16 protein-coding genes and 2 tRNA genes are annotated in these 15689 nt (G+C 62.9%); 12 read left to right on the top strand and 6 right to left on the bottom strand.

The window, feature by feature from the left end; genetic code table 11:
• Positions 1–7: 7 nt before the first annotated feature.
• Positions 8–496, bottom strand: coding sequence for a phage regulatory CII family protein (locus tag QX132_RS21720; RefSeq protein ID WP_316162829.1), 489 nt, complete (start codon positions 494–496; stop codon positions 8–10).
• A gap of 290 nt (positions 497–786) precedes the next feature.
• Between QX132_RS21720 and QX132_RS21715 the strand changes: the two genes are divergently transcribed.
• Positions 787–1248, top strand: a complete 462-nt coding sequence (locus QX132_RS21715) for a PH domain-containing protein (RefSeq protein ID WP_316162828.1) — start codon at positions 787–789, stop codon at positions 1246–1248.
• A 363-nt stretch (positions 1249–1611) separates the two neighbouring features.
• Here QX132_RS21715 and QX132_RS21710 read toward each other — a convergent pair.
• Positions 1612–1690, bottom strand: a tRNA-Met gene (locus tag QX132_RS21710).
• Between the two features lie 1286 nt (positions 1691–2976).
• Between QX132_RS21710 and QX132_RS21705 the strand changes: the two genes are divergently transcribed.
• Positions 2977–3948 (top strand): site-specific integrase, encoded by a 972-nt coding sequence (locus QX132_RS21705; RefSeq protein ID WP_316162827.1) that lies wholly within the window; start codon positions 2977–2979, stop codon positions 3946–3948.
• A gap of 115 nt (positions 3949–4063) precedes the next feature.
• On the opposite strand, the gene QX132_RS21700 is transcribed toward QX132_RS21705, so the two are convergent.
• Positions 4064–4140: transfer RNA gene (locus QX132_RS21700), tRNA-Pro, on the bottom strand.
• A 229-nt stretch (positions 4141–4369) separates the two neighbouring features.
• Between QX132_RS21700 and QX132_RS21695 the strand changes: the two genes are divergently transcribed.
• Genes QX132_RS21695 through QX132_RS21680 form a run of 4 tightly spaced genes read left to right on the top strand, consistent with a single transcriptional unit; the run spans position 4370 to position 7876 of the window.
• Entirely contained in the window at positions 4370–5368 is a 999-nt protein-coding gene (locus tag QX132_RS21695) for an L-threonylcarbamoyladenylate synthase (protein ID WP_316162826.1), read from the top strand.
• An 18-nt stretch (positions 5369–5386) separates the two neighbouring features.
• Positions 5387–6814 (top strand): FAD-binding oxidoreductase, encoded by a 1428-nt coding sequence (locus tag QX132_RS21690; RefSeq protein WP_316162825.1) that lies wholly within the window; start codon positions 5387–5389, stop codon positions 6812–6814.
• Positions 6815–6829: 15 nt separating this feature from the next.
• Positions 6830–7285 carry a GNAT family acetyltransferase gene (locus QX132_RS21685; protein ID WP_316162824.1) on the top strand — a complete coding sequence of 152 codons (456 nt, stop codon included), beginning with the start codon at positions 6830–6832 and terminating at the stop codon, positions 7283–7285.
• Between the two features lie 9 nt (positions 7286–7294).
• The gene (locus QX132_RS21680) at positions 7295–7876 is read left to right on the top strand and encodes an NUDIX domain-containing protein (RefSeq protein WP_315739989.1); all 582 of its coding nucleotides are present in this window, start codon (positions 7295–7297) and stop codon (positions 7874–7876) included.
• 160 nt (positions 7877–8036) lie between these two features.
• Here QX132_RS21680 and QX132_RS21675 read toward each other — a convergent pair whose 3' ends face one another.
• Complete coding sequence (locus tag QX132_RS21675; protein ID WP_315739988.1) at positions 8037–8807, bottom strand: SOS response-associated peptidase; 771 nt, start codon at positions 8805–8807, stop codon at positions 8037–8039.
• Between the two features lie 86 nt (positions 8808–8893).
• Here QX132_RS21675 and QX132_RS21670 point away from each other — a divergent pair, with 86 nt between their 5' ends.
• From QX132_RS21670 to QX132_RS21655, 4 genes are all read left to right on the top strand, one after another.
• Positions 8894–9415 carry a hypothetical protein gene (locus QX132_RS21670; RefSeq protein ID WP_315717204.1) on the top strand — a complete coding sequence of 174 codons (522 nt, stop codon included), beginning with the start codon at positions 8894–8896 and terminating at the stop codon, positions 9413–9415.
• A gap of 64 nt (positions 9416–9479) precedes the next feature.
• Positions 9480–9899, top strand: coding sequence for an NUDIX hydrolase (locus tag QX132_RS21665; protein WP_315739987.1), 420 nt, complete (start codon positions 9480–9482; stop codon positions 9897–9899).
• A 31-nt stretch (positions 9900–9930) separates the two neighbouring features.
• Positions 9931–10329 (top strand): TIGR02301 family protein, encoded by a 399-nt coding sequence (locus QX132_RS21660; protein ID WP_315717206.1) that lies wholly within the window; start codon positions 9931–9933, stop codon positions 10327–10329.
• A gap of 168 nt (positions 10330–10497) precedes the next feature.
• Entirely contained in the window at positions 10498–10764 is a 267-nt protein-coding gene (locus QX132_RS21655; protein ID WP_315717207.1) for a hypothetical protein, read from the top strand.
• An 853-nt stretch (positions 10765–11617) separates the two neighbouring features.
• On the opposite strand, the gene QX132_RS21650 is transcribed toward QX132_RS21655, so the two are convergent.
• Positions 11618–11917, bottom strand: a complete 300-nt coding sequence (locus QX132_RS21650) for a hypothetical protein (protein ID WP_315739986.1) — start codon at positions 11915–11917, stop codon at positions 11618–11620.
• A 364-nt stretch (positions 11918–12281) separates the two neighbouring features.
• On the opposite strand from QX132_RS21650, the gene QX132_RS21645 reads away from it, so the two are divergent.
• On the top strand, positions 12282–13676 hold the full coding sequence (locus QX132_RS21645; protein ID WP_315739985.1) for a serine hydrolase: 1395 nt from the start codon (positions 12282–12284) through the stop codon (positions 13674–13676).
• Between the two features lie 198 nt (positions 13677–13874).
• Here QX132_RS21645 and QX132_RS21640 read toward each other — a convergent pair whose 3' ends face one another.
• On the bottom strand, positions 13875–14318 hold the full coding sequence (locus QX132_RS21640) for a CBS domain-containing protein (RefSeq protein ID WP_315739984.1): 444 nt from the start codon (positions 14316–14318) through the stop codon (positions 13875–13877).
• Positions 14319–15052: 734 nt separating this feature from the next.
• On the opposite strand from QX132_RS21640, the gene QX132_RS21635 reads away from it, so the two are divergent.
• Positions 15053–15574 carry a protein phosphatase CheZ gene (locus QX132_RS21635; RefSeq protein ID WP_315739983.1) on the top strand — a complete coding sequence of 174 codons (522 nt, stop codon included), beginning with the start codon at positions 15053–15055 and terminating at the stop codon, positions 15572–15574.
• The last annotated feature ends 115 nt before the right edge of the window (positions 15575–15689 follow it).

The raw sequence follows: 15689 nt of genomic DNA, 5'->3' as shown, positions 1-15689 counted from the left end.
CGCGATGCTACGCGCTCGTTTGCCCTCGCCGATCGGTCGTACTGCCGTGGCGTCCTCCGCAGTCGACCGTCGCCTTCAGGCTGGCTACCGCGACTTCGGCCTGCTCGATTTGACTGAGCAACTGCAGCCGCTCCCGGTGATCGATCACGTTGTCCTCAAGCGCGCTGGTCAGCTTTTGCAGCGCTTCAACAATGCGGAACAGCGCTTCATGCGACCATTCCAGCGCGTTCGCGGGCGCCGGATCGACCGGAGGCCGCTCGGCAAAAGTGAATCTGGTATTCTGGAGAAAATAGGAAATAAGCCTTTGGTCCTGAACTATGCCAAGCAGCGCGCGTATCTCGGCCGGGCGGAAATGCACCCGGCGGTTCAGGCGCGCATGCAATGTCGCATATTTCATTCCGATGGCGTTGGCCACCACGTCCAGTTCGACGGTCCTTTCCGTGACCAGAAGCTGATAGACTAATCGCGCAAATTCAAAATCATTGCTGGCCGGCATCGAGATAGCCTTTAGCCTTCAACTGGCTGAATTGAGCAAACTTAGCGCATTCCGCAGGTTGGGTCCAACCATCAACCCATGTCTCCCGCCCCCCGCAGATTAGGCCGCACGAATTGCCCAGAAGATCGAGTGAAGGCCGGCTGCACCACCGGGCGGGCCACTGCGCTGCAAATCAAGATCGACGCACGCATTTTGATGGCTGCGTTACGTCGGCGCCCCCACCTTCCGCCCTATGTCGGCGAAAGGAGGCGCAATTCATGTGCTTCCATGGCCGCCTCGAGAAGCCCGCCATGCGATCTTACGTCAAGAGGGTCCTTCAGCCCGAGGAGAGAATCATCATCACCGCACGACTGCACTGGGCGATCTACCTCGTGCCGGCGGCATTGCTGCTGCTTGGCTCCATTTTCGTTGGCATCGCCGCCGCACTCGGACTGCATGGGGAGTCACTCGTGCTACCTTGCGCTGTAGCCTACAGCCTTGCGATGGTCTCCTTTATTCGCCGCTGGTTCATACGGTGGATTACCGAGCTCACCGTAACGAACAGGCGGGTGGTTTACGGCCGCAGTTTTGTCTTCCGCAACACGCTTGAGATGAACATGGACAAGGTTGAGTCGGTTCGCGTCGATCAATCTGTCCTGGTGCGCCTGTTGGGTTATGGCACCATCCACGTGCTCGGCACCGGCCAGAGCATCGAACATCTTCACCAGATGAGTTCGCCGATTGAGATCCGGAACGCCATCGCGGCCTCATAGCAGGATCATCTATCGGTGAGATTCACATTTGCGGGGTAATGTTCCCGAAGATTCCAAAGCTGGTCGTACCGCCCGGCTTGGCCGGTACTGCCGTGCAATCCGAGCTATCGCCAAACAACAATTCTAGTCCGCGCTAGTGCCGTGCAGGAATTCGATCCGCGTCCAACAGCCCCATTTTCATGTGCCAATCATGTGCCATGTAGAGAATTGTAACGCGCGGGAGCCGATGGAAGTGCTGGCGCGTAAACATTTGATAATCAATAGCAATTCACCGGAATCCCTGACGACGCGCGGGAACGCCTTGCAACACATGAAAAAGCCCGCCAGAGGCGGGCTAATTCATTGATCTAATTCAGATAAGCTTGGTTGCGGGGATAGGATTTGAACCTATGACCTTCAGGTTATGAGCCTGACGAGCTACCGGGCCGCTCTACGCCCCGTAAGGGTCTTCTCAAAGGCAATTCACTGACTCGACTATGAGGCGAGCGAATTTCGCGGTCCACCGTTGAATTTCGGGCTCGATCTCACCGATTCAGGCCAATTGTCGGCCCGAACCTCAAGGAACCCCACCCTTCCCACGGATCGATCTGGAGATCGTACAATCTCATCCCCGATCGCGATCCGAATCAGATTCCTGAATTTTCGAGTCGTTCTCAAACTGAACCCAACCATCACTTGACCACCGATACGCCGTGAACGAAGGCAGAAGCTCGTCAGGTAACGTCACGAAAAACGTCAATGTTCTCCGAGACTATCGAGCAGGCAGGGCCGCTCATAACGGTGAGGTTGCAGGCTCAAGTTTCGCCTGCTTCTTCTCATGTATGAATGGGTTGCGGATGAGTATTGGCCACCAGGCGGGCCGCTGGACCAGAATCGCATCATCACGCGCGAATGATATCCTGGATTGATTGGGCAAAATCATCTTGCACCGAAAGGGCAACGGCGTGTAGGCATCCGATGGATATACAAAAGCCCGCCCGCTTCAGGGGCGGAGCAGATGATCCAGCGTTGGATCAGCCGCTCGCACGGCATGACCAGTCCAAGGCGAAACTGTCGTCGCGCTCGGCCCCAACTCTGAAGCTATCCCATTTGTACTCTACGGCGGCCGATCACTGTACGAATAAGATTTGTTGCTCTCAAAATCATTGAGCCTCGCATACATATTGCCCCTCGACCCCGCCTTCGGGCCGTTATCAACATTGTAGCCCATATGGCGAAGCGCCGCACCGACAAGTTAGCTCGAGTTAGAGCGCGTCCCAATCCGGCCCAATGGAGCGAGGACGAGGTGATGACACTTGTCGAAGCAACAGCTGTTTTCTTTCCGCACGGTCCGCTGACATTGTCGTCGTTACGTAGGGCAGCTGCTGCTGGGACTCTTGAAATCGCCAAAGTGGCAGGTAAAGATTTGACCACGCCAAGAGCAATACGAAGGCTGGTAAAACCGTCATGCCTGGCCGCAAAGCTAAGCCACCCCGCCTCTGGTATCGCGAAGACGATGACAGTTGGATCATCCTCGACCGAGGGAGGCAAATCCGCACAGGCTGCGGCCGCAATGACACTGAAGGCGCAGCGAAAGCGCTCGAAAAACACATCGGGCAAAAGCATACGACCACCCTTGGGGCCACGGACCCTCGCCTCCTCGGGATAGCCGACGTCCTTACCGACTACGAAATAGCCAAGCGACCCAAGGGGGACGATCCCCGCGCTTGGGCACAGCACGATCTACTATTGATCCGTCTGCTCGATCTTAATACGTTTTTCGGTGACAAAAATGTAGCAGACATCAAAGGCCAGCTCTGCCGCGACTTCGTCGACTGGTCGACCGGAACGCCGAACGAGAACAACCGGCGTTCCGGCATCCCTCCTCGTGCCGGCAAGGTCTCGGATCAGACGGCACGGCGACGCTTGGAAGACCTGCGCGCAGCTGTTCGTCGCTATCACGGCGAACATACGCTCGACGTGCTGCCGAAGATCACGCTGCCCGAAAAGGTCGAGGGCCGGCAGCGTTGGCTTACCCGCAATGAGGCCGCGCGATTGCTGAGTGCAGCGCTGGGCTATGTCTGGGACGCGCAGCGCGAGAGCTGGAAGCGTACACCCGCCGGCGTTCTACTGCGGCGCGAGCGTTGGATCATCAACCGGCGCCGGCCAGCGGCCCGCTTCATCCTAGTTGGACTCTATAGCGCTCGGCGCGAGGAGACTATCCGCCGAACACAATGGGTGCCGACGACCACGCATCCATGGATGAACCTCGATGCCATGGTCTACCAGGGGCGCGGTGCAGAGGAGCGCAGAACAAAGAAGCGCCGACCGCCGGCCAAGATTGCCAATCGGCTGCGGCCGCATCTAGTGCGTTGGCGCAAGATCGACGGACGCCGATCTGCAGAGCTGCGCGCGACCGGCCTTCTGGACCCTGGCGAGGAGATCCGCTTCGTCATCAACCGCATGCACGATGGCCAGCCGCTCGCTGGCAAGATCCGCTCGGCATGGGATGGCATTTTGGAAGACGCAGGGCTTGGTGATGACGTAGTGCGCCACTCCCTGCGCCATACCGCCGCGACGTGGCTGATGCAGCAGGGCACCGACCGTTGGCAAGCGGCCGGTTGGCTCGGCATGACCGTTGAGCAGTTAGAGCAAACGTATGGCCACCACCATCCGGATTTCCAGGGCGAGGCGGCTGAGGCGTTTGGAGGACGGCGGTAGATGCTCACGAACAGCCGACATGACGCAGACGGCGCGGTTAGCCGTCCTTTTGCACCAATTCGTTGCGCATTTCGTTGCGCTTCTCGGGAGATAAAAAGCTAAGTGCTTGAAAAAATGGTCGGAGCGGCAGGATTCGAACCTGCGACCCCTGCGTCCCGAACGCAGTGCTCTACCGGGCTGAGCCACGCTCCGACTTGGGAAGCCGGCTTATAGCGTTGGGTTTCCGTCTTCGCAAGGACACAAGGCAGGAAATCGCATCGAAATCGCTGATCGTCGGCAGAGGGGTTAACCGCTTGAGGCCGTGGGGCTTTGTCCGGCGGCCATGGCGCGAGCGCAATGCGACAGGCGATTTGCGCGCTTCATTCGAACGTCCGCGCCCGCTATAGCCGAGCGCGGAAGCCACTGCCGTCCCGTACCATCGATGCCCGCCCCAGACATGCAAGCGATCGAGACCAGGATCCTGCCCGCCGACGCGGCTGGAATCGCGCAAGCCGCGGCGACGTTCGCCCGCGGCGGACTGGTCGCGTTCCCGACCGAGACCGTCTACGGCCTCGGCGCCGATGCGGCCAATGCCGCGGCCATCGCCCGCCTCTATCAGGCCAAGGGCCGGCCCGCCTTCAATCCGTTGATCGCCCATGTCGCCGATATCGCGGCGGCGCAGCGCATCGGCCGCTTCGATGCCACCGCCGAGCGTCTGGCCGCCGCGTTCTGGCCGGGACCGCTGACTTTGGTGGTGCCGCAGGCCGCGGGCTGCACGGTCGCAGATCTCGCGACGGCCGGTCTCGACACGGTCGCGATCCGCATTCCCTCGCATCCGATCGCGCGAGCGCTGCTCGCGGCGTTCGCCGGCGCCGTGGTGGCGCCCTCCGCCAACATCTCCGGCCACGTGTCGCCGACCACCGCGGCTCATGTCGCGGCAGATCTCTCGGGACGAATCGACCTGATCCTGGACGGCGGGCCGGTCGAGGTCGGTGTCGAATCGACCATCGTCGGCTGCTTCGACGAGCCGACCTTGCTGCGCCCGGGCGGGGTTCCCAGCGAGGCGATCGAGGCGGTGCTCGGCCGTGCGCTGGCGCGGCCCGCCGCAGAGACCAATACGTCCGAGCAGCCGCTGGCGCCGGGCATGCTGGCCTCGCACTATGCGCCGCGCGCCGCCGTCCGCCTCGACGCCAGCGAGGTCGCGGCCGGCGAGGCGCTGCTCGCCTTCGGTCCGGTGACCTTGCCCGGGGCCGACCAAGCCGCCGCGATCCTGAACCTCTCGCCCTTGGGCGATCCAGCGGAGGCGGCGATGCATCTTTTCGGCTATCTTCGCAGCCTCGATGCCAAGGGTGCGCGCAGCATCGCGGTGATGCCGATCCCGAACGACGGACTGGGCGAGGCCATCAACGACCGGCTGCGCCGCGCCGCCGCGCCGAGATAACACTGGAAGCGACTGACCATGAACATCAGCCAGCCTGCCCTGCCGCCGCTGCCGCCCGATTTGATCGCGCAATTCGCCGCCATCGTCGGCGAGCGCCAGGCGCTGACGGCGGAGACCGACGTCGCGCCTTACGTCACCGAGGAGCGCAACCTGTTCCACGGCCGCTCGCCGCTGGTGCTGCGCCCGGGCTCGACGGCCGAGGTCGCGGCAATCTGCAAGCTTGCCAGTCAGCACCGCATCGCGCTGGTGCCGCAGGGCGGCAACACCGGTCTCGTCGGCGGCCAGACGCCGCACAATGGCGAGGTGGTGGTGTCGCTGAAGCGCATGGACAAGATCCGCGACGTCGACACCGCCTCGAATACAATGATCGCCGAGGCCGGCGTCGTGCTGCAGGTGGCGCAGCAGAAGGCCGCCGAGGTCGACCGCCTGTTTCCGCTGTCGCTCGGCGCCGAGGGCAGTTGCACCATCGGCGGCAATCTCTCGACCAATGCCGGCGGCACCGCCGCGCTGGCCTATGGCGTGGCGCGCGAGATGGCGCTCGGGGTCGAGGTGGTGCTGGCCGACGGGCGCGTGCTCAACGCGCTGTCGAAATTGAAGAAGGACAACACCGGCTACGATCTGCGCAATCTCTTCATCGGCGCCGAGGGCACGCTCGGCATCATCACCGCGGCGAGCCTGAAGTTGTTTCCGAAGCCGCGCGCGGTCGAAACCGCGTTCGTCGGCCTGAAGTCGCCGGATGACGCGTTGAAGCTCTTGGCGATCGCGCAACGCGAGGCCGCCGGCAACCTGACGAGCTTCGAGCTGATTGCCGCGATCGCGCTCGACTTCTCGATCCGCCACGCCGCCGGCAACCGCGCGCCGCTGTCGGGCGCCCATCCCTGGTTCGTGCTGATGGAACTGTCGTCGTCGCGCGACGATGCCCGCGCCACGCTGGAGACGATCCTGGAAAAGGGTCTCGAGGACGGCATCGTCGACGACGCCGCGATCGCCGACAGCCTCGCCCAGCGCATGGCGTTCTGGAAGCTGCGCGAGGACATCTCGGCGGCGCAGAAGCCGGAGGGCGGCTCGATCAAGCACGACATCTCGGTGCCGGTCGCCGCGGTGCCCGCCTTCATTGCCGAGGCCAACGCGGCCGTGGTGAAGCTGATGCCCGGCGCGCGCCCGGTGCCGTTCGGTCATCTCGGCGACGGCAACATCCACTACAATGTCAGCCAGCCGATCGGCGCCAACACGGCCGACTATCTCGCCCGCTGGCACGAGGTGAATGCTGTCGTGTTCGAGATCGTGCTGCGCATGGGCGGCTCGATCTCGGCCGAGCACGGCATCGGCGTGCTCAAGCGCGACGAGCTGCCCGACGTGAAGGACCCGACCGCGATTTCGCTGATGCGCGCGATCAAGGCGCAATTCGATCCGCTCGGGATCATGAATCCCGGCAAGGTGCTCTAGGCTTTCGACGCTCCCATGGACAGTGCCCCTGCTCTCGCGATTTCCGACATCACCGATGCCGACGTGCCAGCCCTCATCGCGCTGTGGCAGCGCTGCGGCCTGACGCGGCCGTGGAACGATCCGGCCGCCGACATCGCGCTCGCCCGCCGCGGCGACAATGCGACCGTCCTGGTCGGCCGCAGCGGCGGCGCGATCGCAGCCTCCGTCATGGTCGGCCATGACGGCCATCGCGGCTGGGTCTACTACGTCAGCGTCGATCCCGAGCATCGCGGCCACAACCATGGCCGCGCCATCATGGCCGCCGCCGAGGACTGGCTGCGGGCGCGCGGCATCGCCAAGCTGATGCTGATGGTGCGCGGCGACAACACCAAGGTGCAGGAATTCTACCAGGCGCTCGACTATGCCGTGCAGGACAGCGTCGTGTTCTCGAAATGGCTCGACGGGCGCCCGCCGACGCCCGGAATGAAATAGAGGCGAGCGATGAGCATCTCCGACCGCATCCGCGTCCACGAGACGCGCGTGCTCTCCGACCATTACGGGACGCTGACCTCGACGAAGTTCGAGTGGCGGCGCGACGACGGCACGTGGCAGATGCAGAGCCGCGACGTGTTCGAGCGCGGCAACGCCGCGGCGATCCTCCCCTACAACCTCGCGCAGCGCAGCGTCATCCTGGTCAAGCAGTTCCGCTATCCCGCCTTCCTCAATGGCTACGACGATCTCCTGATCGAGGCCGCCGCCGGCCTGCTCGACGATGCCTCGCCGGAGGAGCGCATCCGGCTCGAAGCCGAGGAGGAGACCGGGTTCCGGCTGCACGACGTCAAGTTCGTGTTCGAGGCGTTCATGAGCCCGGGCGTCGTCACCGAGAAGATCCATTTCTTCGTCGCCGAATACGAGCCTCGCATGCGCGTCAGCGCCGGCGGCGGGCTCGCGCATGAGGGCGAGGAGATCGAGGTGCTGGAACTCTCGATCGACGACGCGCTGGCGATGATCGCCGACGGCCGCATCCAGGACGCCAAGACCATCATGCTGCTGCAGCACGCCGCGCTGAGGATCTTTGGCTGAGCGCGGCCAACGCTCGGTCGCGGGTCTTGCTTCTCTGTCGTCCTCCGCGAAGGCGGGGGACCCAGTCTTCCACCGGCAGCCGTTTCGGCACGAGAGGCCACGGCGTACTGGATCCCCGCTTTCGCGGGGATGACGATCTTCTCTGTCGATATATCCCGCCTCAGAACAAACTCCCCTGCCCGTCATCCGCAGCCGCAGGCGAAACTTTACGAGATGCAACCTTCTTCGCCGGCTTGCGCTGCGCGTCCTCGGCGGCGCGCATCTCCGCGGTCATCGGCAGCAACAGCTGCTCATCGTCGTTGGCCACCGCATTGACGCGCGTGGAGACCTCGTACCACGCGAACTCGCCCTCGCGAGGCGGGATCAGCAGCCGCATGGCCTCGTCAGGATCATCGGAACGGCAGTCGAGCCACAGCGCGAAATCATCCGGCCTGATCGTCACGGGAACACGATGATGCAGCGTGGCGAGATCGCGGCTCGCAGCTGCGGTGACGATCGCCACCGTATCGACCTCCTCGCCGTTCGGCCCGCACCAGGTCTCGGCGAGGGCCGCGAAGCCGAGCAGCGCGCCGTCACTGCGGTGGATGAAGAACGGCCGCTTGCGACCATCGATCACCTGCCACTCGTAATATCCATCAGCGGGCACTAGCACGCGGCGCCGCCGGATCGCATTCTTGAACGCCGGCTTCTCGCGTACGGACTCCGAACGCGCATTGATCAGCAGCGTGAAATTACGGGGATCCTTGACCCAGGCAGGAATGAATCCCCAGCGCATGAGCCGAAAATGCCTGATGTCCTGGTCCAGAAGAACTACGGGAATCGGCTGCGTCGGAGCAATATTGTGCCGCGGCGGAAAGTTCGGCTGTTCCTCGTAGCCGAAAATCTGCCTGAGAGCCGCGGGTGGTGAAGTGATCACGAAGCGTCCACACATAATCTCACTCAAATCGTCGTGTGTTCAGCACCTTTTAACTTAGGTTGCCAACACTGCAGCGGATGACCGCAGCGGCGACCCATTCCGTGCCTACCGATCGCACGACCCAACGACCGGCGGGCAGCGCCATTGACCCGGCGCGGGCCGCGATGCTGCGCGCCGCCAACATCAATCCGCGCACCGGGCTCGCCACCGACTATCTGAATCATTTCAACGAAGCCGTGATGCTGCTCGAAATGATTCCCGATATTCCGGAATGCGCCGAGGATTTTCTGGCGTGGTCGCCGCTGACCTATCCAGAACATTTCACGCACACCAATTTCAAGGCCCGCGATCTCGTCATCGAGGCCTATGAGCAGGCCGACCCTGCGATTCGCGACAAGTTCGATCATCTCACGAAGACCATGACCGACATCCTGCTCGCGGTTGGCAGCGCGATGCGCGCTGCCAAGCAGGACGCCACCAAGGCCAAGCTCGCCGAGCAGGCCGCGGCGTGGGTCAAGCCGCTGGTGACGCAGGCCGGCGGCATCATCAATGGCGACATCGAGGTCGACCCTGACCCGGTCGACGAGGTCGACGCCGTCGACGCCATCATGGCAAGCTTCTGAGCAGCACGGGCTGCCGGCCCGGTCGTCTTCACGCTATGGTGCAGACCACGCCTGGAGCCATTGCATGACCGCCCCGACGCCGCCCCGCCACCCCCAACTCGCCGTCAGCGCCGCCATCTTCCGCGACGGCAAGCTCCTGCTGGTGCGCCGGGCGCGTTCCCCCGCCAAGGGCGTCTACACGCTGCCCGGCGGCCGGGTGGAGCTCGGCGAAACCCTGCACGAGGCCGTCGCGCGCGAGGTCATGGAGGAAACCGCACTCTCGATCGCAATTGTCGGGCTGGCCGGATGGCGCGAGGTCCTGCCGGCCCAGGGCAGCGGCGGCCACTATGTGATCCTTCCCTTTGCGGCCCGCTGGCAGGCCGGAGAGCCCCGGCTCAACCCGGAACTGGACGACTTTCAGTGGCGCCTCCCCGATGCGCTCGAGGGCCTCACGCTGACTGACGGACTGCCGGAGATCATCGCCGCCGCACGGACCCTGGTGTAGGCGCCTTGCGTCCGCCGTCCGGCAAAGGCATATGACGTCGGTGTTCCCCATGATCCCCAAGCGCCTCCTGGCCGTCCTCATGCTCGTTGCCGCCTGCGCCATTGTGCCCGCGCGCGCGCAGGATGCGGCCGCGCCGTTCGATGGCGATCTGCAGCGGCTGGCCGAGATCCTCGGAACCCTGCATTACCTCCGCGGCATCTGCGGCAGCAATGAAGGCGCCAAATGGCGCAACCAGATGCAGGCGCTGATCGATGCCGAGACGCCGTCGGGCGAACGCCGCGCCCGGATGATCGCCGGCTTCAACCGCGGCTATAACGGCTTTCAGCAGACCTACCGGACCTGCACGCCGGCGGCGATGGTGGCGATCCGCCGCTACATCGACGAGGGCTCGAAGATCTCGCGCGACCTCACGGCGCGCTACGCCAACTGACGGCCCATGGTTGACGGCGCACGGGCGTTATCCACGTTTGCGTTAACCTTGTTAACCTTTCCTAAAGAACTGGCCTAGGCGTCCGCCGCCTGCGTGGTAAACCTCACTGGTCCGGCGCGTCCGCGTTCGGAATTCAACGCGCCTCGCGGCCCCGCCAGACTGAATTCAATGAGCTTTCCCGTCACTTTCAGCGCCCTCCCCGCCGTCCTGCCCGACCACGAGCAGAAGCAGGCCGCGCTCAGCTACCTCAACGAAGCCTGGGCGGAAGCGCGCCACGACGGCGTCGACGGCGACTGCCTGGCGCAGGCCAGCCTGTTCGCGGCGCTGGCCGAACTCGTCACCACCTATGGCGAGGACGCGGTCGCAACCTTCGTCGAAGGCCTGCCGGAGCGCGTCCGCAACGGCGAGTTCTCGCTGTCGCGCGCGACGCAGTAGGTTCTCACGCTCCTCGCGCGTAGCCCGGATGAGCGCAGCGACATCCGGGGTCTCATCCGCAGCCTCGTTGAACCCGGATATCGCTGCGCTTATCCAGGCTACGACAACTACGTCGACAAACTCCGCGTCATTGCGAGCGCAATGACGGAGCCAAAACGAAGAGCGCCCATCGGTGCCGAGATCCGTCTCCACATCTCAAACAGCATCGAGACACGCCTCATCGTCCTCGCGGCGCGATGCGTCCGAGCGATGACCGACGTTCGGCCCTCATTCAATCGAGGGCGCAGGGAAGGCTGGGCGTCTGCTGACGCCCATGGCCCCCGTGCGAACAAAAGTGCACGGGGCAGGAACCACAGGTGCAGCCGGATGAGCCCAGCCTTCCCTGCGCGATGGTTTTAACGCTTCTTTCGCGCTCTCCCTGGGGACCGGCTTGATTGCCCCCATCGCCTGCGCCGATGCTCTCGCATCACGCTCAGGCTTGACCTCGGCATCGGGAGGCCAGGACCACGCGACTTAACGTCCGCATCGGGATTGTTCGTCCGCGCAGCCAAAGCCACGCTGCAACCCGACACGTCCACCGCCTGCCCGCCTCGCGTCTCGTGACGACCGCGCGTACGCCCCTCTCGTTGAGGCGGGATGGGTGGAGGATAGACACGTATTCTGGAAAAACGAAAGTGAAATCTTTCGCCCGGAAGGTGCTGCGGGCGCGATCACGTTGAGACAATGCGCAAAATTGCCGTTTCGGCACAGGCGTTTCGTGTAGTTGCGGCGAACCCGAACGACGGCGTTACAAACAAGATCGCGCGACTGATTCGCCCGACGGGCTCTTTTGCTTTGCGTTTCTTGCGGCGCTTCAGTCCCAATCCATTCCGCCGATGACGCCAAGAAACCAGCCGCCGATAAAAGCGGCCGTAAGCGCCATGAGATCGATCGTCACGGAGGGACCAAGCTCCTGGTTGTCTTGAACATGACTAAGTCCAATCAACCCAAACTCAAGAATTGCCGCGCAGAATACAGGCCAAAGCGCCCGCCGCCGCGCTGCCAGCCGCTGGGCCGGGCCAGCCCCCCGAGCGTTCCGTGATAGAGCCATGGATCGACGAAGCGACACCACGGCAGTCAAGACGACCACGATCATAAAGGCGATGAAGTACACCAGACACTATCCTTGGGGCCAACCCTACCGTCTTGAAGGTCACAGGCGAATAGCGCGAACCGGTTTTCTCAACCCTAAGAAGACAACAAGATACAGCCCCGTCGGAGCCCTGTTGCCGGGCACCTGCTTCCGGTTGAGCATCAGAAGCAGACCTTCACGCGAGCCGGCGACCAGATCCGTTATGGGCCTTTTCACACAGCCAGGGCCACAAGCGGACATTTGTCTCGTGTTGAGGGATCGAGCTACGTTAACGTCGGCTGCCTAGAGGTATCAACCGATGATTGTGATACGGTTTTGCTTGCTGACCGCTCTACTGTGTCTCGGCGTACTGTTGTGGCGATCAGAAAAGATTGAGGCTCAGGGGATGATCTCGCCCGAAATCCAGCGTCGAATCGATGATGTCTGCGCGTGCCTCAGGACGAAGGTGGTGGAGAAGGACGATCCTCACATTTGTCAAAGGCTCCCGGACCGCATGGCCGCTGATCGAGTGCCGGGCGTCAGCATTGCGGTGATCCATAATGGCGCCGTCGAATGGGCGCAGGGATTTGGCGTCGCACAACTCGGGGGCGGCCCCGTGACGGCCGATACCCTGTTCCAGGCCGGTAGCATCAGCAAGCCGGTCGCGGCGATGGCTGCGCTTCATCTCATCGAGCAAGGCAAGCTGGCGCTCGACTCGGACGTCAATCAGGCACTGACCTCGTGGAAGATCCCCGCAAGCGCAGCTGCGCCAGGCGCCGTGGTTACGCTGCGTGAGTTACTCAGTCACACTGCCGGGCTCACGGTGCACGGATTCCCGGGCTACTCGGCGGGTGCTCCGATTCCCTCGCTCGTCCAAGTCCTAGATGGAGAGAAGCCAGCCAACACCGCCCCCGTTCGCCTGGAGGCTGCTCCGGGAAGCCGTTGGAAATACTCCGGCGGTGGCTACACGGTGATGCAGCAGTTGCTGCTCGACGTCTCGCATCAACCGTTCCCTAAGCTCATGCATGACACAGTGCTTGCGCCTATCGGCATGACCCGCAGTACCTACGAACAGCCGCTGCCGGTGGAACTGCGCTCCAGCGCTGCGACGCCCTACAAGGCAAACGGCGCTCCTGTAGAGGGCGGGTCCCACATCTATCCGGAAATGGCGGCTGCAGGACTTTGGACGACGCCGACTGACCTCGCGCGATACGCGATCGAGATTCAGCGTTCGCTGCTGGGCGATTCAAATCGAGTGCTTTCGACTGAGATGACCAAGCAGATGCTCGTTGCCGGTCAAGGCAATCACGGTTTGGGTTTTCCGATCGGGGGCTCGCAGGAAAATCCCTTCTTTTCGCACGGTGGTATCGACGAGGGTTTCGAAGCGGTGCTCGTCGCCTATCAGCATAGTGGCGATGGAGCGGTCATCATGACCAACGCGCAAGGCGGCCAGCTACTAGCGACCGAGATCTTGCGCAGCATCGCTTCGGTCTACGGCTGGCCGGATTTTCATCCGATCGTCCGCACGAGCGTAGAGGTCGATCCCGCTATTCTCGCGACATACACTGGCGTCTATGACTTTACGCCGACGTTCTCGATCACCATCACTCTGGAGAATGGGCAACTGATGTCGCAAGCGACCTATCAACGCAAAATCCGGCTATTTCCCGAGTCGCAGAGCAAGTTCTTCGCGAAAGTCGTTGACGCCCAGTTGGAGTTTTTCTCGACGGACGCCGGGCAGATCTCCCATCTAGTTCTTCATCAGAATGGCAACGACGCGCGGGGCGAGAGAAGGCATTAGCGCGTCAGACCTGACCACATTCCTGGGCTGACCATGCACCGCGAACAACGTCGGCCTCGGGTCACAAGCGGCCCCTGCGCTTCCACGGTCGTTAACTTCCGGTGCACCCCGACAGCGGACGTCGCGGGGCCGGGCGGAAAGGTCCGAGATGGGTCACAAGCAGATATCGGCGGAGAGCGACGGCACCACGTTCGTCCGTCAGCCCCCGGGGCCGTCCTTCATGATGTAGCCCATCAGGTCGTCCACGTTGTGCTCCAAGTCCCGGATGATGTTCTTGACGACGTCTCCGACCGAGATCACGCCCACGACCTTGCCCGCGTCCAGCACCGGCAGATGGCGAAAGCCACGTTGAGCCATCATCGCCATGCAACTGTCCAGCCGGTGATCCGGCTTGACCGTCACCGGGTTGCCCGTCATCACCTGACCCACCGGCGTCTGCTTGGCGTCGAGCCCGGGCAGCAGCACTTTGATGGCGCAGTCCCCCTGCGTCACGATGCCGACCAGCGCGCCGTCGTCGATGACGAGCACCGACCGGACCCGGTTGTCGCGCATCTGGCGCAAGGCTTCGACGACCATGTCGTCGGAACGAACATGGATCAGGGCGCCACTCTTCTGGGCCAGCGCGCTTCTTACTGTGCTCATCGATGTCCCCTCCTGGACCCCGTCCTGCCCCGCCTTGATGGTCCGGATGGCAGGATAGTCGAAATATCCGGCTTCGTCAGCGCCTCGCCGATGCGGTGCGCCTGGCCGCGAACCGAACGATGATCGGGGGTCACAGGCGGCCTAGCGATTCCTGGGATTGCAGACGTCAGGTCGTCCCCGAGAGCGGAACCATCGGGTGCCGGCAAAAATGTTGCTCGGCAAAACGCAAGTCGATCGACGATCGCGGTCAGTAGAGAGCTCTGGGTCAAGAGGCGGCGTACTGGAATTTCTCCCCCACGTCCGCGTCGTCCCTGGCAGCGGACATTCGCATTCGTCTTGGCCGGCCGCCGCCGCCTGCCTCCTGTCGTGACGCCCGCTCGGACATCCAGGCTCCAAAGGCCGTCCCGGCGTCGCGGAAACCGACAGCAGACCGAGAACTGCCCAACGGCCCCCTCGGCAGCCATGTCGCTCGGAAACTCTTCACAAAGCAATTTGAAGGCTTTGACGTGAATGAACATGCGCCCTTAACGAAAACGGGCAAAAATGGGTCGCTGATCTTCACCTACCTGACCACAGTGCCGTTTCGAGCTTACGCGAAATCTCGATAGCCGCGTCGCGAGCCGGTCACCGCCGAAGCGAAATCCGAAATGCCTTCACAGAAGAGCAGGCCGGGGTTCGCAACTGCCGCGTGAAGAATTGGTAAGGAAACGTTAAGGAAAAGTCGGGGATTTCTGATGATTGCGCCGGAAGAAGAGAGGTTGCTGAAAACGTACCTGGTCGAGATGTTCGGCCAGATTAGCAGCATGCGGCGCGAACTCGCCGCTCTTCAAGGCGACGGCAAGGGCAGTTTCGCGACGATGACCGACACCCTCGACGCGATCGTCGAGAATACGGAGGTGGCCGGGAACGCGATCCTCGAAAGCATGGAGGCGATCGGCGCCAGCGTCGCGAAGTTGCAGAGCGTCAAAGACCCGACGGCCGCGGCGGTCAGCGACGAGATCGTCGACAGCACGAACAAGGTGTTCGAGGCGTGCGCGTTCCAGGACCTCACAGGGCAGCGGATCACGCGGGTGGTCAAGTCGCTGCAGTTCATGGAGGACCACATCAACAAGCTCGTCCGCATCTGGGGAAAAGAGGAGCTGGCGCGGCTGGCCACCGAGCTTGCTGCCCCCTCGAGCGTCCCAGACTTGCTGGAGGGCCCGAAGCGGCCCGGCGTGGCGATTTCCCAGGACGACATCGACAAGCTGTTCGCGTGAACGACGGCCGGGCGTGATGCCCGCTCCGCGTCATTGCGAGGAGCAGAGCGACGAAGCAATCCAGGGCCGCGCAAGGACTCTGGATTGCGTCGCTGCGCTCGCAATGACGGAGCAA

This window comes from Bradyrhizobium sp. SZCCHNRI20481, from assembly GCF_032485055.1.
Classification (GTDB): domain Bacteria; phylum Pseudomonadota; class Alphaproteobacteria; order Rhizobiales; family Xanthobacteraceae; genus Bradyrhizobium.
The sequence above is the reverse complement of the archived record's forward strand: the minus strand, read 5'-3'. Positions and strand labels throughout refer to the sequence as shown.